This window comes from Streptomyces sp. NPDC037288 (genome assembly GCF_055603265.1).
Window position 1 is genome coordinate 1 of record NZ_JBVJVY010000017.1, and the last position, 25,970, is coordinate 25,970.

Annotated in this window: 21 protein-coding genes; 10 read left to right on the plus strand and 11 right to left on the minus strand. The window is 72.2% G+C overall.

Features of this window, described 5'->3' with window-relative positions; genetic code table 11:
* Positions 1 to 374 precede the first annotated feature (374 nt).
* Together ACZ7GZ_RS20230 and ptsP are read left to right on the plus strand one after the other, a co-directional pair.
* Positions 375 to 824 (plus strand): PTS sugar transporter subunit IIA, encoded by a 450-nt coding sequence (locus ACZ7GZ_RS20230; RefSeq protein ID WP_471025926.1) that lies wholly within the window; start codon positions 375 to 377, stop codon positions 822 to 824.
* Between the two features lie 78 nt (positions 825 to 902).
* Positions 903 to 2,573 carry a phosphoenolpyruvate--protein phosphotransferase gene (ptsP, locus tag ACZ7GZ_RS20235; RefSeq protein ID WP_471025928.1) on the plus strand — a complete coding sequence of 557 codons (1,671 nt, stop codon included), beginning with the start codon at positions 903 to 905 and terminating at the stop codon, positions 2,571 to 2,573.
* 115 nt (positions 2,574 to 2,688) lie between these two features.
* On the opposite strand, the gene ACZ7GZ_RS20240 is transcribed toward ptsP, so the two are convergent.
* Together ACZ7GZ_RS20240 and ACZ7GZ_RS20245 are read right to left on the minus strand one after the other, a co-directional pair.
* A complete protein-coding gene (locus tag ACZ7GZ_RS20240; protein WP_471025929.1) occupies positions 2,689 to 3,582 on the minus strand; it encodes a hypothetical protein in 894 nt (297 codons plus the stop codon).
* 157 nt (positions 3,583 to 3,739) lie between these two features.
* Entirely contained in the window at positions 3,740 to 5,707 is a 1,968-nt protein-coding gene (locus tag ACZ7GZ_RS20245) for an acetoacetate--CoA ligase (protein WP_471025931.1), read from the minus strand.
* A gap of 214 nt (positions 5,708 to 5,921) precedes the next feature.
* Here ACZ7GZ_RS20245 and ACZ7GZ_RS20250 point away from each other — a divergent pair, with 214 nt between their 5' ends.
* The gene (locus tag ACZ7GZ_RS20250) at positions 5,922 to 8,282 is read left to right on the plus strand and encodes a glycoside hydrolase family 31 protein (protein WP_471025933.1); all 2,361 of its coding nucleotides are present in this window, start codon (positions 5,922 to 5,924) and stop codon (positions 8,280 to 8,282) included.
* Positions 8,283 to 8,502: 220 nt separating this feature from the next.
* On the opposite strand, the gene ACZ7GZ_RS20255 is transcribed toward ACZ7GZ_RS20250, so the two are convergent.
* Complete coding sequence (locus ACZ7GZ_RS20255; protein WP_471025934.1) at positions 8,503 to 9,039, minus strand: NUDIX domain-containing protein; 537 nt, start codon at positions 9,037 to 9,039, stop codon at positions 8,503 to 8,505.
* Between the two features lie 46 nt (positions 9,040 to 9,085).
* Positions 9,086 to 9,895: a M15 family metallopeptidase gene (locus ACZ7GZ_RS20260; RefSeq protein WP_471025936.1), complete on the minus strand. Its 810-nt coding sequence runs from the start codon at positions 9,893 to 9,895 to the stop codon at positions 9,086 to 9,088.
* A gap of 178 nt (positions 9,896 to 10,073) precedes the next feature.
* On the opposite strand from ACZ7GZ_RS20260, the gene ACZ7GZ_RS20265 reads away from it, so the two are divergent.
* The 5 genes from ACZ7GZ_RS20265 to glpK all read left to right on the plus strand — a co-directional run bounded on the left by ACZ7GZ_RS20265 (position 10,074) and on the right by glpK (position 16,219).
* The gene (locus ACZ7GZ_RS20265; RefSeq protein ID WP_471025938.1) at positions 10,074 to 10,520 is read left to right on the plus strand and encodes a Zn-ribbon domain-containing OB-fold protein; all 447 of its coding nucleotides are present in this window, start codon (positions 10,074 to 10,076) and stop codon (positions 10,518 to 10,520) included.
* Positions 10,517 to 11,707: a lipid-transfer protein gene (locus tag ACZ7GZ_RS20270; RefSeq protein WP_471025939.1), complete on the plus strand. Its 1,191-nt coding sequence runs from the start codon at positions 10,517 to 10,519 to the stop codon at positions 11,705 to 11,707. Before ACZ7GZ_RS20265 ends, ACZ7GZ_RS20270 begins: the two co-directional genes overlap by 4 nt.
* 138 nt (positions 11,708 to 11,845) lie before the next feature.
* Complete coding sequence (locus ACZ7GZ_RS20275) at positions 11,846 to 13,495, plus strand: EAL domain-containing protein (protein ID WP_471025941.1); 1,650 nt, start codon at positions 11,846 to 11,848, stop codon at positions 13,493 to 13,495.
* Positions 13,496 to 13,838: 343 nt separating this feature from the next.
* Positions 13,839 to 14,588: an MIP/aquaporin family protein gene (locus tag ACZ7GZ_RS20280; RefSeq protein WP_471025942.1), complete on the plus strand. Its 750-nt coding sequence runs from the start codon at positions 13,839 to 13,841 to the stop codon at positions 14,586 to 14,588.
* Positions 14,589 to 14,692: 104 nt separating this feature from the next.
* A complete protein-coding gene (glpK, locus tag ACZ7GZ_RS20285) occupies positions 14,693 to 16,219 on the plus strand; it encodes a glycerol kinase GlpK (RefSeq protein WP_471025945.1) in 1,527 nt (508 codons plus the stop codon).
* A gap of 229 nt (positions 16,220 to 16,448) precedes the next feature.
* Here the strand turns inward: glpK and ACZ7GZ_RS20290 are convergent, their stop codons facing one another.
* The 4 genes from ACZ7GZ_RS20290 to ACZ7GZ_RS20305 all read right to left on the minus strand — a co-directional run bounded on the left by ACZ7GZ_RS20290 (position 16,449) and on the right by ACZ7GZ_RS20305 (position 21,623).
* Complete coding sequence (locus tag ACZ7GZ_RS20290) at positions 16,449 to 17,054, minus strand: GTP-binding protein (protein ID WP_471025947.1); 606 nt, start codon at positions 17,052 to 17,054, stop codon at positions 16,449 to 16,451.
* Between the two features lie 355 nt (positions 17,055 to 17,409).
* Positions 17,410 to 17,805 (minus strand): DUF742 domain-containing protein, encoded by a 396-nt coding sequence (locus tag ACZ7GZ_RS20295; RefSeq protein ID WP_471025950.1) that lies wholly within the window; start codon positions 17,803 to 17,805, stop codon positions 17,410 to 17,412.
* Positions 17,806 to 17,814: 9 nt separating this feature from the next.
* Positions 17,815 to 18,249, minus strand: a complete 435-nt coding sequence (locus ACZ7GZ_RS20300; protein ID WP_471025952.1) for a roadblock/LC7 domain-containing protein — start codon at positions 18,247 to 18,249, stop codon at positions 17,815 to 17,817.
* Positions 18,246 to 21,623: a nitrate- and nitrite sensing domain-containing protein gene (locus ACZ7GZ_RS20305; RefSeq protein ID WP_471025955.1), complete on the minus strand. Its 3,378-nt coding sequence runs from the start codon at positions 21,621 to 21,623 to the stop codon at positions 18,246 to 18,248. Before ACZ7GZ_RS20305 ends, ACZ7GZ_RS20300 begins: the two co-directional genes overlap by 4 nt.
* A 420-nt stretch (positions 21,624 to 22,043) precedes the next feature.
* Here ACZ7GZ_RS20305 and ACZ7GZ_RS20310 point away from each other — a divergent pair, with 420 nt between their 5' ends.
* Entirely contained in the window at positions 22,044 to 22,574 is a 531-nt protein-coding gene (locus ACZ7GZ_RS20310; protein WP_471026176.1) for a hypothetical protein, read from the plus strand.
* 249 nt (positions 22,575 to 22,823) lie between these two features.
* Here the strand turns inward: ACZ7GZ_RS20310 and ACZ7GZ_RS20315 are convergent, their stop codons facing one another.
* From ACZ7GZ_RS20315 to ACZ7GZ_RS20325, 3 genes are read right to left on the minus strand one after another with little or no spacing between them, the layout of a single operon-like run.
* Positions 22,824 to 24,020 (minus strand): NAD(P)/FAD-dependent oxidoreductase, encoded by a 1,197-nt coding sequence (locus tag ACZ7GZ_RS20315; protein ID WP_471025958.1) that lies wholly within the window; start codon positions 24,018 to 24,020, stop codon positions 22,824 to 22,826.
* On the minus strand, positions 24,017 to 24,364 hold the full coding sequence (locus tag ACZ7GZ_RS20320) for a hypothetical protein (RefSeq protein WP_471025959.1): 348 nt from the start codon (positions 24,362 to 24,364) through the stop codon (positions 24,017 to 24,019). The genes ACZ7GZ_RS20315 and ACZ7GZ_RS20320 overlap by 4 nt, the downstream gene beginning before the upstream one ends.
* Positions 24,361 to 24,684: a bifunctional 3-phenylpropionate/cinnamic acid dioxygenase ferredoxin subunit gene (locus ACZ7GZ_RS20325; RefSeq protein ID WP_471025961.1), complete on the minus strand. Its 324-nt coding sequence runs from the start codon at positions 24,682 to 24,684 to the stop codon at positions 24,361 to 24,363. Before ACZ7GZ_RS20325 ends, ACZ7GZ_RS20320 begins: the two co-directional genes overlap by 4 nt.
* Before the next feature lie 312 nt (positions 24,685 to 24,996).
* On the opposite strand from ACZ7GZ_RS20325, the gene ACZ7GZ_RS20330 reads away from it, so the two are divergent.
* The gene (locus ACZ7GZ_RS20330; protein WP_471025963.1) at positions 24,997 to 25,836 is read left to right on the plus strand and encodes an IclR family transcriptional regulator; all 840 of its coding nucleotides are present in this window, start codon (positions 24,997 to 24,999) and stop codon (positions 25,834 to 25,836) included.
* The last annotated feature ends 134 nt before the right edge of the window (positions 25,837 to 25,970 follow it).

Below are 25,970 nucleotides of genomic sequence, written 5' to 3' on the forward strand. Positions count from 1 at the left end.
GTTGATTTTTGGCACGCTGTTGAGTTCTCAAGGAACGGTCGCTTCCTTTGTACTCACCCTCTCGGGCTTTCCTCCGGGCTTCCCTTCGGTGTTTCAAACTCTACCAGGGTTTTTCCGTCTCTCTGACCACCCTCTGCGAGCATGCAGAAGCGGATCCGAAAGTGGGTCTGACGAGTTTGGATCCTGTGGGGTGAGGGCGCTTTGGCGGCCTCCGTCCCAGGCAGGAGTACGACTGTACACGGGGCCTCGAAGCCGTTGCAAATCCGTCGGGTTGGTGGTCTAGACCACTAGCTGCTAGCTTCCATACGGAACCGCCACTTCACATGACATACGCTGCTGCTCAGTGCGCAGCTCCACTCTTTGGGAGGCTTCCCATGACCACCGTGACGTCCCCTCTTGCTGGACGTGCCATCGGACTGGCAGAAGTGCCTGATCCGGTCTTCTCCGGGGCCATGGTCGGCCCGGGTACCGCGATCGACCCCGTGCGTGAGCCCTCCGAGGCCGTGGCGCCCGTTGACGGTGTGATCGTCTCCCTGCACCCGCACGCCTTCGTCGTGGTGGACGAGAGCGGGCACGGCGTGCTCACCCACCTGGGCATCGACACGGTGCAGCTCAACGGCGAGGGTTTCGAGCTGCTCGTCAACAAGGGCGACACCGTGACGCGGGGGCAGGCCGTCGTGCGGTGGAACCCCGGCGCCGTCGAGGCCGCCGGCAAGTCCGCGGTCTGTCCCGTCGTCGCGCTCGAAGCCACGGCCGAGTCCCTCTCCGACCTCCGTGACAACGGTGACGTGAAGGCCGGCGACAGCCTCTTCTCCTGGAACTGACGGCACGGCCGTCGCGGGACGGCGAACAGGACAACCACCACGGCGGCGGAACCCGCCGCACTATCGGAGACGGGTGAGATGGAGACAACGCTGCGAGGCGTCGGCGTGAGCCATGGCGTGGCCATCGGCGAGGTTCGGCACATGGGTACGGCGGTGCTGGAGCCGCCGGCCAAGCAGATCCCCACCGAGGAGGCCGAGCGGGAGCAGGGGCGGGCTCGCCAGGCAGTGGACGCCGTAGCCGCCGATCTGATGGCGCGCGGCAATCTGGCGGGCGGCGAGGCCCAGGCCGTGCTCGAGGCGCAGGCCATGATGGCCCAGGACCCCGAGCTCATGGCGGATGTGGACCGGAGGATCGCCGTCGGCAGCACGGCCGAGCGCGCGGTGTACGACGCGTTCGCGGCGTACCGGGAGCTGCTGGCCGGTGCCGGTGAGTACCTCGCCGGTCGGGTGGCAGACCTGGATGACGTGCGGAACCGTATCGTTGCCCGGCTGCTGGGCGTTCCGATGCCGGGTGTGCCGGACAGCGACCAGCCGTATGTGCTCGTGGCGCGGGACCTTGCTCCGGCTGACACCGCGCTGCTGGACCCGTCTCTGGTGCTCGGTTTCGTGACCGAGGAGGGCGGACCGACCAGTCACAGCGCGATCCTGGCGCGGGCGCTGGGTGTGCCTGCGGTCGTGGCGCTGCCGGGTGCCGGTGAGCTGGCCGAAGGCACCGTGATCGCTGTCGACGGCAGCACCGGCGACATCTTCGTGTACCCGAGCGAGGAGAAGAAGGCGCAGCTGGTGGCCGCGGCCGCCGAGCGCAAGGCCGCGCTGGCCGCGTCGACCGGGCCGGGTGCGACGGCGGACGGTCACAAGGTGCCGCTGCTGGCCAACGTGGGCGGCCCGGCGGATGTGCCGGCCGCCGTGGAGGCCGGGGCCGAGGGTGTCGGTCTGTTCCGTACCGAGTTCCTGTTCCTGGACGACAGCAAGAACGCTCCTTCCGAGCAGAAGCAGGTGGAGGCCTACCGGCAGGTGCTGGAGGCGTTCCCCGAGGGTCGTGTGGTCGTGCGGGTGCTGGACGCGGGGGCGGACAAGCCGCTGGACTTCCTGACTCCGGCCGACGAGCCGAACCCCGCGCTGGGTGTGCGGGGTCTGCGGACGCTGCTGGACCACCCCGAGATCCTGAGGACGCAGCTGACCGCGCTGGCGAAGGCCGCCGAGGGGCTGCCCGTCTACCTCGAGGTCATGGCGCCCATGGTGGCGGACCGCGCGGACGCCAGGGCGTTCGCGGACGCGTGCCGTGCGGCGGGGCTGCGGGTCAAGTTCGGCGCGATGGTGGAGATCCCGTCGGCGGCGCTGCGGGCGCGTTCGATCCTGCAGGAGGTCGAGTTCCTGTCGCTGGGGACGAACGACCTCGCGCAGTACACGTTCGCGGCCGACCGGCAGGTGGGTGCGGTGTCCCGGCTCCAGGATCCGTGGCAGCCTGCGCTGCTCGACCTGGTCGCGCTGTCCGCGGAGGCGGCCAAGGCCGAGGGGAAGAGCTGCGGTGTGTGCGGTGAGGCCGCGTCCGACCCGTTGCTGGCCTGTGTGCTGACCGGTCTGGGTGTCACCTCCTTGTCCATGGGTGCGGCGTCGATTCCCTATGTCCGGGCGACGCTGGCGAAGTACACGCTGGCGCAGTGCGAGCGGGCGGCGGCGGCGGCGCGTGCCGCGGACAGCGCCGAGGAGGCGCGCAGCGCGGCTCAGGCGGTGCTGTCCGGCGAGTAGTCGTACGGGCGCATGCGATGTGCCGCGTTCAGGGGCGTCCCGCCTTGGGGTGGGGCGCCCCTGTTGCGTTCGGCCTGTTGTCGGCGTGATCAGCGCGTTCGACGCGGCGGCTCGTTCAGTGTCGGTGGCCCGGTGCCGCGCGCTCGTCTCCGAGGTCGGGGGGCTCGCAGTAGTCGACGCCGGACTCCGGGGAGATGAGGTCGCCGGATTCGACGTCGGTGCAGTAGGCGTCGAACACTTCCGAGGCGGTGAGCGGTTCGAGGGCGCCGGCCCGCAGTCGCCAGCCGTAGACGCGGTCGTGCGTCCCCGGGGCGCTGGTGCGCATGACGAGTCCGCCGGGGCTGCGGGTCGCGAGGCCGAGGGCGAGGACGCTGGTGAATTCCAGCGCCTCGGCTTCGTCGAGCCGGGTGGCGCCGGGGCCGTCCTGGTCGCTGTGCAGGACGGAGACCAGGGTGTCCGGTGGTCCGGAGACGCTGCACACGAGGTGGCGGTCGCCGGGTGGGGCGGTGTCGAGGATGCGGACCAGGAGGTCGGAGGCGCGGGTGAAGCCGGCCCTTCCGATGTCCTCGCCGCAGGTGGGGCAGGGACCGAGTCGGGACAGCAGGGTGGTGGCGTACTCCCACGTCGCCTGCCGTACGGCTTCGTCCACCAGGGCGGGTACGAGCGTGGTGAGGGGCCGGCCGTCGTAAGGGATGGTGGGGCCCGTGGATGCGAGTTCCGCGGTGAACCGGGTCCGGCTCGCCGGGGCTTCCGGGTCGAGGCCGGCATCCGCGCAGTAGGCGGCGTAGTCCTCGGGGTCGAAGAGGGCGAGGGTGGTGTGGGTGCCCTGGTCGGCGCGGGCCTTGAGGACGGCCTCGACCTGTTGGAGGTAGGTCGCATGGTCGTCGAAGGTGAAGCTGCGGTAGCGCCGCATGGCGCGGAAGTCGTGTTCGTCGGTGAGCAGCCCGATGGTGCCGGCGATCTCGCGGCGCAGGACGCGTCGCATGGTCTGGTGGTCGGTGTGCGCCATGTTTCCCCCAAGGTGCGCGGTCGATCAGTGCTCACTCACCGTAACCGGCGGCACTGACAACGGGCTGGCGCTGTGCGGCCGACCTCGGTGCCGGCCTCGGACTTCGCCGGTGTGCTGGGCGGGTCCGAGGCCGCCTGGAGGTTCAGGTCATGGGGGTTCAGGCGCGTTTGCGGGCGAGTTCCTCGTAGAAGCCGAGCAGGGCGAGGTTGTCGATGGAGCCGGGGTTGACCGCCTTCTCGAGGGGGGTGCCCTGCAGCAGGCGCTTGACCGGGACCTCGATGCGCTTGCCGGTGAGGGTGTGCGGGACGCCGGGGACCTCGATGATCTCGTCGGGGACGTGGCGTGGTGAGAGCTGTTCGCGGATCGTCTGCTTGATGCGGTGCAGGAGGGCCTCGTCGAGGGTGGCGCCGGGAGCGAGGTGTACGAACAGCGGCATCCAGTAGCCGCCGTCGGGCTGCTCGATGCCGATGACCAGGGACTCCTTGATCTCGGGCAGGCGCTCGACGACCTCGTAGATGTCGGCCGAACCCATGCGCACGCCCTGCCGGTTGAGGGTCGAGTCGGAACGGCCGTGGATGATCACGGTGCCGCGCGAGGTGACCGTGATCCAGTCGCCGTGCCGCCAGACGCCGGGGTAGGTGTCGAAGTAGCTGTCGTGGTAGCGGCTGCCGTCGGGGTCGTTCCAGAAACGGATCGGCATGGAAGGCATGGGGTTGGTGACGACCAGCTCGCCGACCTCGTCGATGACGGGCTTGCCGCTGGGGTCCCAGGCCTGCAGGTCGGTGCCGAGACCGGGGGCCTGGAGCTCACCGGTGTACACCGGGAGCGTCGGTACGCCGCCGGCGAAGCAGGAGCAGACGTCGGTGCCGCCGCTGACGGAGGCGATCCACAGGCCGTCGCGGACCTCGTCGTGCAGCCAGCGGAAGCCGTCGGGCGGCAGCGGGGAGCCGGTCGTGGCGACGCACTTCACCGCGGTCAGGTCGTAGTCACGTGCGGGGTGGACGCCGGCCTTGCGGCAGGCCATGACGTAGGCCGCGGAGGTGCCGTACAGGGTGGCTCCGGTGCGTTCGGCGATCCGCCACTGGGCGCCGGTGTCCGGGTAGCCGGGGCTGCCGTCGTACAGGACGATCGTCGTGCCCGTGAGCAGGCCGGAGACAAGGAAGTTCCACATCATCCAGCCGGTCGAGGTGTACCAGAAGAAACGGTCCTCGGGGCCGAGGTCGCAGTGCAGGCCGAGCTGTTTGAGGTGTTCGACGAGGATGCCGCCCTGGGACTGGACGATGGCCTTGGGCAGGCCGGTGGTGCCGGAGGAGTACAGCACCCACAGGGGGTGGTCGAAGGGGACCTGGTCGAAGACGGGCTCGGTGTTCCCGGCCGTCAGCGTCGACCACTCCACGGCGCCCTCGGGTGCCTGGGTGCCGAGCAGCGGGATGTGGACGACGGCGCGCACGGTGGGCAGCTCGCGGCGCAGCTCGGCGACGATCTCGCGGCGGTCGTGCTCCTTGCCGCCGTACCGGTAGCCGTCGACGGTGAACAGGACGACGGGTTCGACCTGCTGGAAGCGGTCGAGGACGCTGCGGGCGCCGAAGTCGGGGGCGCAGGAGGTCCAGACGGCGCCGACGGCGGCCGTGGCGAGGAGGGCGACGACGGCCTGCGGGATGTTGGGCAGGTAGCCGCTGACGCGGTCGCCGGGGCGTACGCCGAGGGCGCGGAGTTCGGCGGCGAGGGAGCCGACCTGGCGGCGCAGCTCGGACCAGGTCACCGGGCGCGGTTCGTGGGTTTCGTCCACGTAGAGCACGGCGGGTTCGTCCGCGCGGTCGGCCGCGGCGCGCAGGGCGTGCTCGGCGTAGTTGAGGGTGGCTCCGGGGAACCACTGGGCGCCGGGCATGGTGCGGTCGCCGAGCACGCGCGCGTAGGGCGTCGAGAAGCGTACGCCGAACCACTCCGTGACGGCTTTCCAGAAGGTGTCCAGCTGGTCGACGGACCACTGGTGCAGTGCGGGGTAGCCGCCTTCGGCCGGGGCGCCGTGGTGCTCGGCGGCCCATGCCTGGAACTGGGTGATGCGGGCCTGGGCGATCCGCGCGGGATCGGGCTGCCAGAGCGGCTGGGGGTTCGCTGTCGACATGGGGTGGCTCCCGGGCTGTGCGCGTCGTGTGCGTCGGTCCGCGCACGGGCTGGGGTGTGCGCGTGACGCGGCTGACAGGGACGATGCCATGTGATCGACTTCTGCACCAGGGTGCGCCCCACATAGTCGGTGTCGTGAAGATGTGGTCCCGGCACGGGTGAACGGCAGTTGAACGACACGCGCGCGTGGGGTGCTCAGTGGCAGGGTGAGCAGCATGGACGGTCGTGACCTGGTGCGTTCGGTGAGTGTGGTCGGTTCGGGGAGGGCGGCTCGCGGGTTGCGTACCGTACGGTCCGCATGGCGCAGGAGGCGGATCGACGCCGCCGGGCTGCCACGGCGGGGGGCCGAGCGGGCGCGGGTCCCGGGGCAGGTGCAGAGCGTGGAGCCGGGGCCGGGTGGCGGGCTGATCCGGTTCGGCCGGTCCGAGCTGCGGATCACCGTGGCGGTGAACGGGGCGGTGTTCTGGGGGTGGGACGGGGCTGGTCCGCAGCCCTCTTACGCGCTCGCGGGGAGCTGTCCGGAGCCTGATGCGCGGGCGGTGCTGGAGCCGGACAAGGACGGTGGCTGGCGGGTGGTCGCCGAGCGCGTGACGGTCACCGTCTCGCGGCACGGTGCGATTGAAGTGTGCACGCCCGGTGGGGTGACCCTGCGGCGGGATCTGCCGCCGCGCTGGTGGGAACCGGTCGGTGGGGGCACGGCGCGGTGGATGCAGCGGTCGGAGGTGGCGGCGGACGCCCGCTTCTTCGGTCTGGGCGGCCGGGCGTCGGGGCCGCGGCTGCGGGACGGCACGTACCGGCTGTGGAACTCCGATCCCGGGCGGGCGTTCGGCCCCGGCGACGATCCGCTGTATCTGACGATGCCGGTGCAGCTGGTGGTGGCCGATGCCGGCACGCATCTGGTCTTCCACGACACCACGTGGGACGGCACTGTGGTGCTGCGGGAGGGCGAGGAGGGCGCCGGGTCCGGGCACGACCGGGCGGGGCGCTGCGAGGTGCGGATGGACGGTGGTCCGCTGCGCTGCTGGGTGATGGTGGGCGCCCCCGCGCGCGTGCTGCACACCTGGGCCTCGCTGACCGGGGCGCCCGCGCTGCCGCCCTCGTGGGCGCTCGGCCACCACCACGCGCGGTGGGGTTTCGGCAGCGAGCAGGAGGTGCGCCGGATCGTCGCGGGCTACCAGGAGCGCGGTCTGCCGCTGGACGCCGTCCATCTGGACATCGACCACTTCGACGACCACCAGGTGTTCACCGTCGACCAGGACCGTTTCCCGAAGCTGCCCCAACTCGCCGACGAGCTGCGCCGGGACGGGATCCGGCTGGTGTCGATCGTCGATCCGGCCGTGCGGGCCGCGCCGGGCAATGCCGTGTACGACGGTGGTTCGGCCGTGGACGCGTTCGTGCGGGACGCCTCGGGGCGCGAGGTGCGGGGTGTGGTGTGGGCCGGGGAGTCGGTCTTCCCGGACTTCACGCACGCGCGCGTGCGTGAATGGTGGGGTGGGCTCTACGAGGAGCGGCTGGGGCAGGGCTTCGCGGGGTTCTGGCACGACATGAACGAGCCGACGTCGTTCAACGCCTTCGGGGAACCGACGCTGCCGCGTTCGGCACGGCACGCCTTGGAGGGGCGCGGGGGCGACCACCGGGAAGCGCACAACGCGTACGCGCTGTGCATGGCCCGTGCGGCTTACGAGGGGCTGCGCCGGCTGTCGCGCCAGGAGCGGCCCTTCCTGTTCTCCCGCTCGGGCTGGGCGGGGATGCAGCGCTACGGGGGCACCTGGTCCGGGGACGTGGCGACGGGCTGGCCGGGGCTGCGGGCGTCTGTGTCGCTGGTGCTGGGGCTCGGTCTGTGCGGGGTGCCGTACTCGGGCCCGGACGTGGGCGGATACGACGGCAGACCGTCGCCGGAGCTGTACCTCAGGTGGTTCCAGCTCGGCGCGTTTCTGCCACTCTTTCGCACGCACGCGAGTCTGCGGGCGGGACGCAGGGAGCCCTGGGAGTTCGGGGCCGAGGTACTGGAGCACGCGCGCGTGGTGCTGCTCGAACGGCGGCGGCTGCTGCCGTACTTCGTGACCCTGGCGCATCTGGCGCGGCGCACCGGCGCGCCGTATGTGCGGCCGTTGTGGTGGGGGTCGCCGGAGGACCGGGCGCTGCGCGACTGTGAGGACACGTTTCTGCTCGGGGACGGTCTGCTGGTGGCGCCGGTGCTGGACCCGGGCGCCGACCGGCGGGCGGTGCAGCTGCCGCGGGGCCGCTGGTACGACACGGTGACGGAGCGGGCCTTCGAAGGACCGGCGCAGGTCCTCGTCGACGCGCCGCTGTCGCGGATACCGGTGTTCGCGCGCGCGGGCGCGGTCATCCCCGTGCGCGGAACCGACGGCGGCCTCGAGCTGGAGGTGTGGGCACCCGCGCGTGGCCGCACGGGGGGCGGCCTCGTCGTACCGGACGCGGGCGACGGCTGGGACGAACCGGAGATCGAACGCTACGTCGTCCGCCGGGAGGGCCGTGGGGTGGCGGTCACCCGGGAACGGGAGGACGGCTCTGCCCAGCCGCCCTATCCGGTGCGGGTCCGGGGCCTGGGCTGAGCCGCCCTGCCCGGCGCCGGCGCGAGGGGGCCGGACTGAGCCGCCTGCCCGGCGCGAGCGCTCCGCCGAGCCGGCCCGACCGGCGCCGGGGCCGGCGCGAGGACCTGGGCTGGGCCGGCTGCCCGGCGTGACGGCTCGGCTTGGCCGGTCTGCTCGGTGCCAGGGCTCGGCTGAGCCGGTTCGCCCGGGTCAGCCGTGAGGGCTCGGCTGAGCCGGGGTCTCAGATGTACCGGCCCTCGAACCAGGCCCGTACGGCCACGGTGTGCAGGGGGAAGGCGAGTTCCTCGGGCCTGCGCAGCAGCTGCCAGCCCTCGGTCTCGTTCGTGCGGTCGGAGGACGGGAGTCCCTCCACCGGACGCTCCGGGAGGAGTCCGAACAGCAGCAGGTGGCCGTCGGGCGAGCTCATGGCGTCCACGAGCCGGACGTCGCGCGCGGCCGCGTCGATGCCGGTCTCCTCCTTGAGTTCGCGTACGACGGCCTGCTTCCAGTCCTCCCGGTCGTCGATGTAACCGCCGGGCAGTGCCGTGCCTCCGCGCGCGGGGGCGATGGTGCGGGTGATCACGACCAGGGCCGTGCCCTTGGTGTCGTACACGGGCTGGAGCGCGATCGCGACCGGCAGTGGATTGCGGTAGGCGACGGTTCCGCACGACGGGCAGGTGCGCGGCCAGCCGGAAACGCCCTGTCCATAGGGCGAACCGCAGCTCGAACAGTGGGAGTCCGGTACGGAGTTGGCAGTTGAGTGCTGGGTTTCGGACACGCGCGGACTGTATCCGATCAGAAGAGGGGCGTCTTCCGCGGGCGGCTCAGTGCCTGCTGATGAGCGACTTCCAGGACACGGGGAAGTCGAAGTAGGTGTCCGGATAGGGCTCGGGCTGGTAGGTGAAGTGCCACCATTCCTCGGCGAGGTTCACGAATCCGAGGCTCTCGAGGGTGTTCTTGAGCAACAGGCGGTTGGCGCGCTGTTCGCCCTGGATGCGCGGGTCGAGCGTGTGCGCGAGGGTGTCGAAGCAGTCGAATCCCGTGCCCATGTCGACAGAGTTGTCAGGGAAACGCTCGTCTTTGGGCGCGTAACAGGGCACGAGTGGCTCTCCGGGGTGGTAGGGCCGCGTCGGCCTCGCCGGGAGCTTCACGATCGTGAGGTCCATGGTCGAGCCGCGGCTGTGGCCGGATTTCTCCGCGATGTAGCCGTCCTCGAACAGGCGGGTCTTGTCGACGTTCGGGTAGAACTCGCCCTTCATCGCCTGGTCGTCGAGGTCCTCGGCCCAGCGGACGAAGTGGTTCACGGCGCGCTGCGGCCGGTAGCAGTCGTACACCTTGAGCGTGTAGCCCTTGCGCAGCAGTTTCAGCTGGGCCCTGTGCAGGGCTTCCGCCGCCGGGCGGGTGAGGATGCAGATCGGTTGCTCGTAGCCGTCGATGCGCCCGCCGACGAAGTTGTGCCGGGTGAAGTAGCGCATCTCCTGGATGATCGTCGGGTCCACGGTCGACAGGGCGACGAAGTCCCTCGGCGCTCCTGGCTCCGGGTTCGCCTGGGCGGTGGCGGAGGAGGCGGTTACGGCCAGCAGGGCGGCGAGGACGGTGACGAGACCGCGGACCGCACGGGTGAGTCGTGTCATGTCCCCTGCGTCTACCAGGTTTGCGGTCCGGCCGGGAGGCGATCGGAGGCGATTCCCGCGTATGCGGAGGCGATTCCCGCGTATGCGGGGCGGGGCGGCCGGCACCACGCCCCTGCCCATTTCCGGCTAGCCGTGACACACTCCTGACGCTTCGTCAGAAACGTGGTGAGGAGAGGTCTTGCCGCACACACGCACACCCGCGGTCGCCGGCTGGTTCACCGGCGAGGGGGACGACTTCCGGCTCCTGGGCACCCGCTGCTCGTCCTGCGCCACGGTGTTCTTCCCGCGCGAGGACGTGCGCTGCCGCAACCCTCGCTGCGACGGCGACTCGCTGGAGGAGGCCCTCCTGTCGCGAAGGGGACGAATCTGGTCGTACACGGACAGTCGTTACCGTCCGCCGTCACCCTATGTGAGCAACCCGGAACTTCCGTGGGAGCCGTACGCGTTGATCGCGGTGGAGCTGGAGGCCGAGCGGATCGTGGTGCTGGGGCAGGCGGCTCCCGGGATCACCGTCGCCGATCTGACGGTGGGCATGGAGGTGGAGGTCGTCCCCGGAGTGCTCCACGAGGACGCGGAGACGACCTGGACGACCTGGCACTGGCGGCCGACGGGGGTGAGGGCGTGACGATGGACGTGGCGGTGCTCGGCGCGGGCATGCATCCATGGGGCAAGTGGGGACGCTCCTTCGTGGAGTACGGGACGGCGGCGGCCCGCGCGGCGCTCGCGGACGCCGGTGTCGGGTGGTGCGACGTCGGCTCGGTCGTGGGCGCGGACACGGTGCGTGGTGGTTATCCCGGGTATGTGGCGGGAGCGACGTTCGCCAAGGCCCTGGGCTGGCAGGGAGCCAGGGTCGCCAGTGTGTACGCGGCGTGCGCCTCCGGCGCGCAGGCGATCGCCGCGGCGCGGGCGCAGATCCTCGCCGGGCTCGCCGACGTCGTCCTCGTGGTGGGGGCGGACGCGGCGCCCAGGGGGTTCTTCCGGCCCGCGGGCGGGGAGCGCCCCGACGATCCGGACTGGCTGCGCTTCCGTCTGCTGGGCGCGACGAACCCGACGTACTTCGGGCTGTACGCGCGGCGGCGGATGGCGGTGCACGGGGACACACCGGAGGACTTCGCCCTGGTGAAGGTGAAGAACGCCGCCATGGGTGCGCTCAACCCGTACGCGCGCTACCGCAAGCGGGTCACCGCCGAGGAGGTCGCCGCGTCCGCGGTGGTCGCCGACCCGCTGCGGCTGCTCGACATCTGCGCCACCTCCGACGGCGGCGCGGCCCTGGTGCTCTCCAGCCTGGACTTCGCGCATCGGCACGGTGTCGCCCGGCCGGTGCGGATCCGGGCGGTGTCGACGGTGACACCGCGCTTCCCCAACACGGTGCTGGACCTCCCCGACATCGCCACGGACTCAGCGCTCGCCGCGCAGTGCCCCGGCGGCACCTTCCGGGCGTCCATTGCCCGGGCGGCCTACGAGGAGGCGGGCACAGGCCCCGAGGACCTGTCCCTGGCCGAGGTCTACGACCTGTCCACCGCACTGGAGTTGCAGTGGTACGAGGACCTGGGGCTGTGCGGCGAGGGCGAAGGGGCGAAGCTCCTGCGGGAGGGCGCGACGGCCCCGGGCGGCAGGACACCCGTCAACACCAGTGGCGGTCTTGCCTCCTTCGGGGAGGCGGTGCCGGCCCAGGCCATCGCCCAGGTGTGCGAGCTGACCTGGCAGTTGAGAGGTGCGGCGGGCGACCGGCAGATCGCCGGGGCGCGGGTGGGCATCTCCGCCAACCAGGGGCTGTTCGGGCACGGTTCGGCGGTGATCGCGGTGCGGTGACGCGCACGGGCCGAGACCGTCGTACGGCACGCACGCGTGACTACGAGGGTCGTCCACGCTGTGTGATCAGCCCGGAATGCTGCGTGAACGTCTTATGAACTGCGCCTGGGCGCACTCCGGCGGCGCCATCATGCTCCCGTGCACTCCTGGACGGACACTCTCCGCTTCGCCTTCCAGCCGGTGGTCAACCTCAGGACGGGCGCGGTCGCGGCACTGGAGACACTTGCCCGCCCGGAGACCGGTGACATCCTGGCCGAGGCCCGCCGGGACCCGGAACTCGACGGTAAACTCACGGTGTTGGCGCTCCGCGCCGCGACCCGCAAGGAGACCCTGCTGCCGCTGCACCTCAACGTGTTCGCGGCCACCCTCGCCGACCTCGGCGGCCTGACCCCGCTGCACGACGCCGTGCGCGCGGCCGGGCGGATGCCCTGGGAGGTGACGCTCGACGTGGTGCCACCCTGCACGCACGTGCCGCAACAGGCCCTGCTGGACGCGGTGGCCGCGCTGCGCGAGCAGGGGTTCCGGATCAGCGCGGACGGCATCGGCGACGGCGACATACCGCTTCGGCTGCTCACCGACCTCTCCCCCGACCTGGTCAAGCTCGACGCCTCGCTGCTGTCCCGGCCGGCCGCGGTACGGGCGATGCGCACGCTGTGCGAGGAGTTGGGTTCCCTCGTCGCGGTGGAGGGGGTCGAGACCGAACTGCAGTGCGCGGCGGCGCTGTCGGCCGGGGCGCAGCTGGCCCAGGGCGAGCTGTTCGCACCCCCGGCCCGGATCCCCGCCGCGGACGTATACGTTCCGCCCCGCTCCCCCGGCGCCGTCGGCGTACCCCTCTCCGGCCCGTCGGTGCGGGAGTTCGTGCGCCCGGCCGCCGTACTGCCGGTGACCGCCTCGGCGGGGCAGGTGCGCGCGCTGCTGACCGGATCGCCGGACGTCTCCGGTGTTCTGCTGGTCGACCAGGCCGGCCGGCCCGTGCGGTCGGTGCACCGCTCCCGGTTCCTGCTGTCGATGTCCGGCCGCTACGGGCACGCCCTGTACGCCGACCGGCCGGCCTTCAAGCTGGGGGACGCGCCCCGTACGGTCGGCGTCGACGCCACCGCCTGGCAGGTGCTGGACGTCGTCGCGATCGGCGGCCGGGACCGGACCTCGGACGATGTCACGGTGGTCGACCGGCACGGGCGGTGCGTGGGTGTCGTACGGCTCGCGGACCTGGTGCGGGCGCTGGCGGAGAGTCGGGTCGAGGAGGCGGCCGGGCTCAATCCGCTGACCCGGCTGCCCGGTTCGGACGCGATCACGGGTGAGGTGGACCGGTGGATCACGGACGGCCGGACGTTCGCGCTCAGCTGGCTGGACATCGACCACTTCAAGCAGGTCAACGACGGTGCCGGGTTCGCCGCGGGCGACGAGCTGATCCGGGCGGTGGGGCGAGCCCTGCAGCATGCCGTGTCGGGGCACGCACGCGTGGGGCACATCGGCGGGGACGACTTCCTGGTGATGGCCGAGGAGGAGGCACTCGATGCGCTGGTCGCCGCTGTTCTCGACGCGCCCTGGTCGGCGGGAGGCCGGCCGGTCACGCTCTCCCTCGCGACCGTGGTGTGCGCACCGGGAAGCGTGGGCGACCACCGCCAGGCCGCCGCGCACCTCGCTCCGCTGAAGAAGGCGGCCAAGGCGCTGCACGGCGCGAGCTGGGTGCTGGGACGCGCCGGGCTGCCCGGTCACGAGGTCCGGCGCGGCCAAGGGGCGGCAACGGCCCAGGCCGGGTACGTGACCGCGGAGCCGGGGTGGTGAACGTCCGTCCCGTTCACGTTCGTTGCCCTCCAGCAGCAACGACAGGGCCGCCGGGTTCATCGCTGTCACCGTCGCCGTCGGCAACCTTGACGCCCCCGTGGCGCCGGTGAACACTTCCCGGTGTCAGCCGACATCGCCGTACATTCTCGGCGTTATCAGGCACTGCGCCGCGGGTCTGTCCTTTTCCACGGCCCGTCCTTTCCCGGCGATACGGCTGCGACGGCACGCTCGTCACGGACGCCGGGCGGGGCGCGGGGCTCCCTGCCTCCGGCTGAAGTCGCCACGAACTTTCCTGCACGGAGGCCGGGGCCGAGCGCCCCCGGACGGCGCCAAGGGAGCCGCCATGAGCAACGGAGACATTTTCGCCGGCGAGGTCATCGGTACCGCGATCCTGATCCTGTTCGGGGCGGGAGTCTGCGCCGCCGTCACTCTCAGGTACTCCAAGGCGCGGGCCTCGGGCTGGGTCGTCATCGCGTTCGGCTGGGGCTTCGGCGTCCTCGCGGGCGCGTACACCGCCGCTCCCCTCTCCGGGGGCCAGCTCAATCCCGCGGTCACCATCGGCATCGCCGTGGACACCGGCAAGTGGGGCAAGGTCTGGGTGTATCTGCTGGGCGAGATCGTCGGCGCGATGCTGGGTGCCGTCCTCGCCTACCTGGTGTACCTCGCGCAGTTCCAGGCCAACGTCCGCAAGGAGGGCACCACCGAGGGCACGGCCGACGAACCGGTGCCGACGCTCGGCATCTTCTCGACCATCCCGGAGATCCGGAGCCCGATCGCCAACCTCGTCACCGAGATCATCGCGACGATGGCCCTGGTGCTGCCCGTGCTCGCCTTCGGACTGACGAAGGGACTCGGCGAGTCCGGCATCACGGCGCTGATCGTCTCGCTGCTCGTCGTCGGTATCGGCCTCTCGCTCGGCGGGCCCACCGGCTACGCCATCAACCCGGCCCGCGACCTCGGCCCGCGCATCGTGCACACCTTCCTGCCGATCCCGAACAAGGGCACGTCCGACTGGGGTTACGCCTGGATCCCGGTGGTCGGCCCGCTCATCGGCGGGGCGCTCGCGGGCCTCGTCTACAACGCGGCCTTCTGACCCAGCGACCACACCGCGGCCCGCCGACCCAGCGACTGCTACGCGGCCTTCCAGCCGGCACGCTGCACGCCCCAGCGACCCGACCCAGCGACCCAGGGACAGCCATGACGGACACCGCCCAGAAGTACGTCGCCGCCATCGACCAGGGCACCACGTCCAGCCGTTGCATCGTCTTCGACCACGGCGGCGCGATCGTCGCCGTCGACCAGCGCGAGCACCGCCAGATCTTCCCCAAGCCGGGCTGGGTGGAGCACGACGCCACCGAGATCTGGTCAAAGGTACAGGCCGTGGTGGCCGGAGCACTGGCCAAGGCCGGGCTGCGCGCCGACCAACTGAGCGCGCTCGGCATCACCAACCAGCGGGAAACGACGGTCCTGTGGGACCGCGCCACCGGCAAGCCCGTGCACAACGCGATCGTCTGGCAGGACACCCGTACCGCGGCCCTGTGCGACGAACTGGGCGGCGCGGACGGCCAGGACCGCTTCCGCGAGCCGACCGGGCTACCGCTGACCAGCTACTTCTCCGGTCCCAAGGCGGCCTGGCTGCTGGACCATGTGCCCGGCCTCAGGGAGCGGGCCGAACGCGGCGAGATCGCCTTCGGAACCATCGACTCCTGGCTGATCTGGAACCTGACCGGCGGCACCGAGGGCGGCCGGCACGTCACCGACGTCACGAACGCCGGCCGCACCATGCTGATGAACCTGGAAACGCTCCAGTGGGATCCCGCCATCCTGTCCGCCATGAACGTGCCCGAGACTGTCCTGCCCGAGATCCGGTCCTCCGCCGAGGTGTACGGCACGGCGGTCGGGCAGCTCGCCGGGGTGCCCGTGGCCTCCGCGCTGGGCGACCAGCAGGCAGCCGTCTTCGGGCAGGCCTGCTACGACGTGGGCAGCGCGAAGAACACATACGGAACCGGGAGCTTCCTGCTGCTGAACACCGGGAACCGGCCGGTGCCGTCCAAGAGCGGGCTGCTGACGACGATGGGCTACAAGATCGGCGAGGAGGCGCCGGTGTACTGCCTGGAAGGGTCCATAGCGATAACGGGCGCGCTGGTCCAGTGGTTCCGCGACCAGCTCGGGATCATCCGCAGCGCCGACGAGATCGAGACGCTGGCGGCGAGCGTCGAGGACAACGGCGGCGCCTACATCGTGCCCGCGTTCTCCGGCCTGTTCGCGCCCTACTGGCGCTCCGACGCGCGCGGTGTGGTCACCGGTCTCACCCGGTACGTCACCAAGGCGCACCTCGCGCGTGCGGTGCTGGAGGCGACGAGCTGGCAGACCCGGGAGGTCGTGGACGCCATGCGCCAGGACTCCGGGGTACGGATCACCACGCTGAAGGTCGACGGCGGCATGACACAGAACAACCTGCTCATGCAGCACCAGGCGGACGTGCTCGGCGTGCCGGTGATCCGGCCCCGCGTGTCGGAGACGACCTGTCTGGGCGCCGCCTACGCGGCCGGTCTGGCAACGGGTGTGTGGAACGGCCTGGACGAGCTGAAGTCGCACTGGCAGCGGGACGCGGAGTGGACGCCCGCGATGGAGCCGTCGGTGCGCGACCGCGAGTACCGCAACTGGCGCAGGGCCGTGGAGAGGAGCTTCGGCTGGCTGGAGGAGGGCGCGCAGGACGCGTAGGAGGCGGGCGGGGCGAGGCGCGCCGGCACGCGCGCGTGCGGCGCGCCTCGCGGTCGTCTTCGCATCGCCCGCCCAAGCGCTCGTCACGGTCTTCGCATCGCCCGCGCAAGCGCTCCTCACGGTCGTCGCATCGCCCGCGCAAGCGCTCTTCACCGGACCACGGCCCGTACCCCGGTCGGCGGGGGTGCGGGCCGTGCCCGCCGGCCGGCCGAGGGCGCGCCGGCGGTGGTCAGCCGAGGACGGGCTGGCGGCGGTCGGCGGCGTAGTCCATGGCGTGCTGGACGACTCCGACGAGCACGTCCTTGACCGATTCCCGGTCACGCGCGTCGCACAGCAGGACCGGTACGCCCTCGTCCAGGTCGAGGGCCTGCCGGACGGCCTCGGCGGGGTAACGGGAAGCTCCCTCGAAGCAGTTGACGCCGACGAGGAAGGGGATGGAACGCCGCTCGAAGTAGTCCACGGCGGCGAAACAGTCCTCCAGGCGCCGGGTGTCGGCGAGGACGACGGCACCGAGCGCGCCCTCGGACAGCTCGTCCCACATGAACCAGAACCGTTCCTGCCCCGGCGTGCCGAAGAGGTACAGCACCAGGTCCTCGCGCAGGGTGATCCGGCCGAAGTCCATGGCCACGGTGGTGGTGTGCTTGCCCTCCACCCCGCTGGTGTCGTCGACCGGGCGCCCGGCCTCGGTGAGCAGTTCCTCGGTGCGCAGCGGCCTGATCTCGCTGACCGCACCGACGAGGGTCGTCTTGCCCACGCCGAAGCCGCCGGCCACGAGGATCTTGAGCGTGACCGGCTCGACGGGGGGCTTGCCGCGCTCAGAACGCCCGAAGATCATCGATCTCTTCTCCTGCTTGATTCCTGCTTGATGGGGGTCGGGCGACGGCCGGCCGTGGCCGCCGCCAGGGCTCTCCGCCAGCCGCCCGGGGTGTCGATGCCTGCTCGTCGCGTGCGTGGCGTGCGCCTCCCGGACCGGCTCCGGCCGAGCCGCTCGGCACCAGGCCGGTGGCCGTACGACCGGACCGCCGCACCCGGTCGGTGCCGCCGCCCCTCTCCCGTGGGGACGCGTCCCCCGCGACGCTCCCCGGTGGGACGGCGAACTCCTCGGGCCTGACCGGTAGCGGCCGTGCCGGGACTCCGGGTCCGTGCGGCGAGTGCCGGCCTGTCACCTCAGTGCTCCGTTTCCGTGCCGGTCACAGCGCCCGGAGGCCGTTGATCACGTCGCGCAGGATGCTCTCGTCCGGCAGCTCGGCCGGGGGCACCGGACGCGTGACATGGACGAGTTCCGTGTGCACGAGGTCGCCGATGAGGACGCGCACCACACCGACCGGCAGATCGAGTTCGGCGGCGAGTTCGGCGACCGACTGCGGTTCGTCGCGGCAGAGTCCGACGATCTCCACGTGCTCGGGCGACAGCGTCGGATCCCTTTCCGGGTCACCCGCCTCGGACTCCGTGACGACCACCGCGATCAGGTCCAGCCGGTGCTGGGCGGGACTCGTGGTGCGGCCGCGCGTCATGGCGTACGGACGGACGACCGGTCCGGCCTCGTCGTCGAACCAGTGGTTTCTTCCCTGATCGTCTCCGCTCATGTCATCCCACTACCCGCCTGCGGGCAGATCGGTGCGCGGAGCGGTGCCCAGATGCACGCCGACCCGCTTGACCAGGAGGGTCATCTCGTAGGCGACCTGCCCGACGTCGGAGTCGGCGTCGGAGAGGACGGCGAGGCAGCTGCCGTCACCGGCGGCGGTCACGAACAGGAAGGCGTCGTCCAGTTCGACCACCGTCTGCCGGACGCTGCCCGCGTCGAAGTGACGGCCCACCCCCTTGGCGAGGCTGTGGAAGCCGGAGGCGACGGCGGCCAGATGCTCGCTGTCCTCCCTGGTCAGGTCCTTGGACACACCCGTTGGCAGCCCGTCGCCGGACAGGACGACGGCCTTGCGGATGCTGGCGACCCGGTCGACCAGGTCGTCCAGGAGCCAGTTCAGCTCCCCGTTGTTCGTCGCCGTGTGGCCGGTCGCCTTCGGTGCGGTCATCGACCGTCCCCCTTAGTCGTTCCTTGTGCTGTGCCGTTGTGGGCGTCGTCGCCCGCGGCGTTCTCCCGCCGGCCGCGCTGCCAGCCACGCTGGAGCGAGGCCATCCGGCCGCGGACCTCCTCGGCGTCGCGGTCGGCGGGCTGCGCCGCGCGTTCGGCGCGCCGCACGGTGTCCTGCTTGAGCTGGGGGGCCAGGCTGGCCTGGCGGACCCGCCGGGGCAGGGATCCGGTGGCCGGCTCGGGGGCCACCGCGGCGCCCGCCCCGGTGGTCCCGGGACCGCTGGTCCCGGTGACGCCGCTGGTCCCGGTCGGCGGGGACGTGTCCCGGGCGGGCAGGGCCTCGCGGCCGGACCGGGCGCCACCCCGCCGGGGCTCTTCGACGGAGGGTTCGGCAGGTCCACCACCTGGACGGAACCTTTCGCCGGTCGGCTCGCCAGAACCACGGTAACGGTCCCGCTCTCCGGCAGGCTCCACCGCGCCACGACCGAAAGGCCCCTGTCCACCGGCGAGTTCGACCTCGCCACCGCCAAAGCCGACCTGCCCACCGGCGAGTTCGGCCTCGCCACCACCAATGCGGCCCCGCCCACCGAGAGTCGCCGCCCCGCCACCATCGAATCCGGCGCTCTCACCAGCAGCTTCGGTCTCGCCGCCGAAACGGGCCCGATCAGTGGCAGCCTGGGCCGGACCCTCGTCCGACCGGTCCAGGGCGCCCCGATCCGTCCAGTCCGTGGCGCCGCCATCCGACCGGTCCGTGACATCCCCACCCGGCCAGCCTGTGGCGCCGCCGCCCGACCGACCCGTGACGGCGCCATCCGACCGACCGGTACCGCCGCCGTCCGGCCGACCCGCGGCACCCGTGTCGGCCCCGCTGGGTGACCCGGGCCGGGTGCGGCGGGGGAGGGCGGGGACGTCGGGGGTCGGGGCGGTGCCGTCGGCGGGAGCCGTGCCGCGTTCCTGAGCGCGGTCGGTGAGTTCGGCGGGGCGGCGGGAGGCCGTGGTGCGCCGGCGTGCGGGCAGCGGAGCCGGTCCGCCCGTGTCGGGGCGGCGGGATGCGGCGGAGGGCTGCTGCTCCGGTTCGTCGCGGCGGGTCCGCTGGCCGGTGACGGGCTTGCCGTGCGAGCTGACCAGTTTGGGGGTCTGCCGGCGCGGCAGCGGGATGGGCCCGCGTTCCTCGGCCTCCTCGCGCGGCGACCGGTCGGCGGACGCGGAGGGTGTCTGCCCTTCGGTACGGGAGCGGGAGCGGCTGGGCCGGAACAGCCCGCCGCGCTCGCTGTCCTCGTCGGCCAGGACGCCGGGGAAGCCGTCGATGGCGTCGAGGTCGACGGGCGCCTCCAGCTCGACGGGGCCGTCCAGCAGCGAGGTCGGCAGACCGGGCAGCTGTGCCGGCACCGCGGACCGTCCGGTGGCACGGCTCCCCGCCTGCGCGATGCCCTTCTCCGGGCGGTCCCGGTCCAGGCGGAAGCCGATGCCGTTGGTGTCCGGTACGTCGTCGCTCAGCAGCGCGTCGGGGATGAAGACGACCGCGGTGGTGCCGCCGTAGGGCGACGGCTGGAGGGAGACCCGGACGTTCTGGCGCTGGGCGAGCCGGCTGACCACGAACAGGCCGAGCCGGTCGGTGTCGGACAGTTCGAACTCGGGTGTCTCGGCGAGGCGCAGGTTGGCGTCCAGGAGCGCCTCCGCGGTCATGCCGAGACCCCGGTCGTGGATCTCCAGCGTGAAGCCGTTGGCGACCCGCTCGCCGAAGACCTGCACGGCGGTGTGCGGGGGCGAGAAGACCGTCGCGTTCTCCAGGAGTTCGGCCACGAGGTGGGTGAGGTCGGCGACGGCCGGGCCGGTGACGGCGACCCGGGGCAACCGCCGTACCTCGATGCGTTCGTAGTCCTCGACCTCGGCGACCGCGGCGCGCACGACGTCCATCAGCTGCACCGGGCGGCGCCACTGCCGGGAGGGTGCGGCTCCGGAGAGGATCACCAGGCCCTCGGCGTGCCGCCGCATGCGGGTGGTGAGGTGGTCCAGGCGGAAGAGGTCGGCGAGTTCGTCGGTGTCCTCGGTGCGGCGTTCCATGGTGTCGAGCAGGGTGAGCTGCTTGTGCAGCAGGACCTGGCTGCGGCGGGCGAGGTTGACGAAGACCTCGGAGACGCCGGAGCGCAGTTCGGCCTGTTTGACGGCGGCCTCGACGGCGGCGCGCTGGAGGGTGTTGAGGGCTTGGCCGACCTCTCCGATCTCGTTCTTGTCGTACTCCAGGCGCGGCACCTCGGTCTCGACGTCGACCTGTTCGCCGGTGGACAGGCGGCGCATCACGCTGGGCAGCCGGACGCCGGAGGCCTCGTGCGCCTCCAGACGCAGCTGGCGCAGGTCGCGGATGAGGCCGCGGCCGATCCGGACCGACAGGACGACGGAGAGCACCAGCGCGACCAGGCCGAGGAGGCCCGCGACGGCCGCCTGCAGGATGACGCCTACGGCCACGGGGTGCGTACGGTCCTGGAAGCGGTCGCCCACCTGGTCGTCGAGGGTGCCGAGGTCGTCCAGCACGGTCGCGGCCGCGGAGTCCCAGCCCTGGGCCGTGACGCCGTGCGGAGTGCCGGAGTCCGTGCCGATGGTGGTTCGTTCGGCCGCGCGCAGCGGGGCGGTGGTGGCGTTCTTCCAGAAGCGTTCGTAGCGTTCGCGTTCGGCGGCGGGCAGCAGCGGCAGGCTGACGTCGTACAGGACGGTGCGCTGGGCGACGAGGTCGGAGATGTCACGGGTCTCGTCGCGGGTGAGCCTGCCGACGACCAGGGAGGAGCCGAGCAGGGCGTCCTCACGGGAGAGCAGCTCGCGGGCGCGGCTGATGTTGACCATCGCACGGGCCTGGGCGTCCAGGTCGACGTCGTCGATGCCTTCGAGGGCGCCGAGCAGTGTGAAGCAGGGGTCGACGAGGCGGTTGTACTGGTCCAGGGCCTGAGCACGGGTCACGGTGCCCGCCTCGACGCTGCGGCGCAGGGAGTCGAGGCCGTCGAAGGCGTCGAGGACGGCGGTGAGGCGTTCGCTGTCGTCCGTGTCCATGGCGTCGAGGACGTCGTGGTCACCGGCGTTCTTCCGGATCCTGGCGATGGCCCGGTCGGTGGCGGTGCGGGTGCGCTGGAGCGCGGTGAGGGCGTCGGCGGCCCGCGGGTCGGCGAGGTAGACGAGGGTCTGGCGGCGTTCCTGCTGGAGGACGCGGACGGTGTCCTCGGCGGGGTAGCCGATGTCCTCCTTGACGTCCGACACGTGGAACAGCCGGGCGACTTCGCGCCCTGTGAGTACCGTGGTGAAGCCCCAGATGGCGGTCAGGGACACCAGCGGCACGAGGAGCAGCGCCACGATCTTCCGGCGGATCGACTTCCCGCGAAAGCGCATGGCCTCCCCCAGCTCGACCCCCGCGGGCCGGGGGTACACATGTGCGTCAACAAACGGCGCGAGCCTACTACCGCCGCACAGTTAACTCGAAGACATGTCCGGAGGATGAACTTCCGCTTCGGCTGCGAGACATGGCGAGTTGTCGGGGCATTACGGGAGATTGCCACCGCGATCCGATACCCGCGCCCGGCTCGGCCGTGCGGCCATGGCCGGGCGGTTGGCTTGTTTTTTTCGCTGGCGGGGAATCTTCCCGCGATCTCGTTCGTCTTCTCTACGGGAAATGGTGGCGGAATGGGCCACAGGAGCCGCATCCCGCACCCCGGCGGCGTAAAACTGCGCAAGCCGGGCAGCCACTGGGGGAGCCGGAGTCTTGTGACACCGGGGGCGAGCGGTCTGCTGGCGGTGGGGAGTGACACGGTGATGGGCACGGCGGAGCGGCGCGAAGCGCCCGAGGAGAGCGTGGCGGGGCGCTCGGCGGCGCGGGGGCGTCCGGAAGCGTCGGATCGCGACATTCCGGCGCGTGGGCACCCTGCGGAGGCCGTCGGCGGACAACAGCCGGACTACCGGCCGTTGTGGGTCGAGGAGCCCGCCCGGCGGCACCCGCTGCCGGATCCGGTGCGTACGGCGGCGGTGCGTGCGGTCCTGATCACGGCGGTGACGCTGATCCAGGCGATGGTGGCGTTCCTGTGCACGTTGGCCGGGTCCTGGCTGGCGTTCCCCATGGTGATCAGCAGCGTGGCGAGCACGGTGGTGGCCACCTGGGCCGTGGTCGACGTGTGGGTGACCCGCCAGGTGTGGAGCCAGCGGTACGGCGTCGTCTCCGAGCCGAGCAGCACGGCCCGGGCGCTCCGCCGCGAGCGGCGCGCCCGCCGACGCGAGGAGCGCGCGGCCCTGCGTGAGCAGGAGCGGATACGCCGGCGGGGCGGCGCGGGGCAGTTGTCGCATTCCTGAGCGGGCGTTACCGGGGGCGGCCGGGACCTGGCGCGGTTCTGGCCGGGCGCGACCCGGGCCGGGCGCGAGCGGAACGCGACCCGGGCTGGGCGGAACACGCCCGGTCGGAACGCGACCGTGCGGGACCTGGCTGGTCGGGACGTGACCGGGCGGGACCTGACCGGGCGGGCGCGAGTCGAGCCGGGCGCGAGTCGAGCCGGGCGCGAGTCGAGCCGGGCGTGACCCGTACCGGACGCCTCCAGCCCGCCGTCACAGCACGGCCGGTGCGCCCCGCTCCCGCTCCTCCCGCTTCTCCCGCTGGAGTTCGCGGCGGGCCCGCATGAAGGCGCGCGGCCGGTCCACTCCGAGGACAGCGACGGTACGGCCGTCCCGCTCGTAGTGGGCGAGGAAGCCGGCCTCGCCTGGACCGTCGTCGGTGATCTCGCCCTCGGTGACGCGGACGGTGTCACCGTCACGCTGCCGACCCGCGAACTGTATGCGGGAGCCGTACTGGTCGGACCAGAAGTACGGCACCGTGCGCACCGTTTCGACGGTGCGGCCGGCGAGCAGGTTGGTCACGGCGACGCGGGGCTGCTCGGTGGCGGAGGTCCAGTGCTCCGCCCGGCTCCCGCCCACCCGCGCTACGTCCCCGACCGCGACCACCTGGGCCAGGGCCGTCGCGCAGCCGTCGTCGCACAGCACGCCGTCATGGAGGGCGAGCGTCGAGCCCATCAGCCAGGAGGTGCTGGGCGTGGCGCCGATGCCCATGATCACGAGGTCGGCGGGGAGTGTGCGGCCGTCGGTGAGGCCGACACCGGTGACGGTGGCGGTGCCGCGCAGGCCGGCCACGCCGGTCCCGGTGATCAACTCCACCCCGCCGCGACGGTGCAGGGCGGCGCAGACGGCGGCCATCCCGGCGCCGAACTGGGGCACCAGCGGCAGCGGCGCGGCCTCGACCACCGTGACCGCGTGCCCCAGGCCGGCGCACGAGGAGGCGGTCTCGGCACCGATGAAGCCGCCGCCGATGACGACGACCCGGCGGGGTCCCCGGACGAGGTCGGCGCGCAGGGCGCGGGCGTCGTCCAGGGTGCGCAGGGTGTGCACCCCGGCGAGGCTCTCGCCGTGGATCCGGCGGGCGGCGGCACCGGTGGCGATGACGACGGCGTCGGTGGAGACCGTACGGCCGTCCTCGAGAAGGACGGTACGACCGCGTGTGTCGAGCCCCCGGGCGCGGACGCCGAGCAGCCACTCGGCGTCGAGTGCGGCGGCGTCGTCGGCGTCGGTGAGGGCGAGGTGCTCCTCGTCGGTGCGGCCGGTGAGGAAGTCCTTGGAGAGGGGAGGCCGGTCATAGGGGCGGTGTGGTTCCTCGCCGACGATCACCAGCCGGCCGTCGTAGCCCTGGGCGCGCAGTTCCCGGGCCGCGTAGAGCCCGGAGAGGGAGGCGCCGACGATGGTCACGGTCTTCATACGGCACGGCTCCTCGCGGGGGCGGCGGGGTGGTCGGGGCGGGCCGGTGCCTCAGCGGAGGGACGGCGCATGGGTGTGCTGCGGGTGCGCCACGCGGTGACGGGTCGCAGCACGGGCCGTCTGCGGGCCCGGGCGGTGCGGCAGCGGTAGCCGTGCGAGGTGTCGCCGTCGCGACGATCGCCGGCGGTGCCGATGCGGCCGTGGCGGCTGGGGACAGTACTCGGGCGGTCCCACCGGCCCTCGGCGGTGTTCATGCGACCGGGCCTCGCCCGGGCGAAGTCCGGTCGGCCCCACCAGCCGCGGGCACCCTTCACACGGTCGGGCCGGCCGTGGGCGGTGTTCATGCGGCCGTGCCCTCCTCCGCGGTGAGGTGGACGTGGACGACGCCGTCCTCGACGGTGACGCGGTGGGTGCGGACGGGGCGCCGGGCCGGCAGGCAGGTCGGTTCGCCGGTGCGCAGGTCGAAGGACGCGGCGTGCAGCGGGCATTCGACCAGGCAGCCCTCCAGCCAGCCCTCGGAGAGGGACGCGTCCTGGTGGGTACAGGTGTCGTCGATGGCGTAGAGCCCGCCGTCTTCGGTGCGGAACACGGCGATGGGCGGTGTGGTCTCGACGCGGACGGCCTCGCCCTCGGGGAGGTCTTCGAGGCGGCAGACGGGAATCACGGGCCCCCCTCTCGGTCCGGGACACTCGGTCCGGGACCTGCTCGATGCAGGCGTCAGGGATGCGGCCGGGAGCACGGACCGCGGTGGTCCGGCCCGGTAGCGGTAAGGGAATGCAGCGGCAAGGCAATGACGGACATCCGGGTCCGGATCGTCCGGCACCCTTCCGGGATCCGGACGGTTCGGTAACATGGTGTTTCGTATGGCGCATGCTTTCGCGCTATGCGCAACAGAATCCGCGCGGGACGACCGCCGCGTCAAGGGCTTCCCGCAGATGCGGCCCGAACCGGGCCCACAGGTGGTGAGAGTTGAGCCATGACCCCCACGCAGAAGCAGTCTGACCGCAGCGAGGAGACCACGCAGAACCGACGAGTCCCGGAGAGGCAGAGCGGCCGCGGCGCGGTCAGCGCGGTGCAGTCGGTGGACCGCGCCGTGAGTGTGCTGGAGATCCTCGCCCGGCACGGCGAGGCGGGCGTCACGGAGATCGCCGAGGAACTGGACGTCCACAAGTCCACGGCCTTCCGGCTGCTCGGCGTTCTGGAGAACCGGGGCCTGGTGGCCCAGGCGAAGGACCGCGGCAAGTACTACCTCGGGGCCGGCGTGCTGCGCCTGGCGGGGGCGGCGGCAGTGCGGCTGGACATCTCCCAGGAGGGCGTCCCGGTCTGCCGCGAGGTCGCCGACGAACTGGGCGAGACGGTGAACATCGCCGTGCTCGACGACGATGCGGCGGTCAACATCATGCAGGCCCGCGGCACCGCCTCGGTCACCGCGCAGAACTGGCTCGGCAGACGCACCCCGCTGCACGCCACCTCCAGCGGCAAGGTGCTGCTCGCGCACATGCCGCCCACCCTGCGCGAGGGCCTGCTGGCGCGCTCGTTGCCGCGGTTCACCGACCGGACGATCACCGGGGCGGGGATGCTGCGCGCCGAGTTGGAGGCCGTGGTCGAACAGGGCTACGGCGTCACGATCGAGGAGCTGGAGCTGGGGCTCGCCGCCGTCGCGGCACCGGTGCGCGGGCATGACGGCAAGGTGATCGCCGCGATCAGTGTCTCGGGACCGGTGTACCGGCTGAATCCGGACCGGCTGCCGGAGGTGGCGAAGCGGACGGTGGCGGCCGGCGCCGAGCTGTCGCGCCGTATGGGCTACGGCTTCTGAAGGACCTGCGGCAGACGGTCACGGTGGCGGGGGGGGGGGGGGGGGGGGGGGGGGGGGGGGGGGGGGGGGGGGGGGGGGGGGGGGGGGGGGGGGGGGGGGGGGGTGGGGGGGGGGCGGTGGGCGGTGTATCCCGG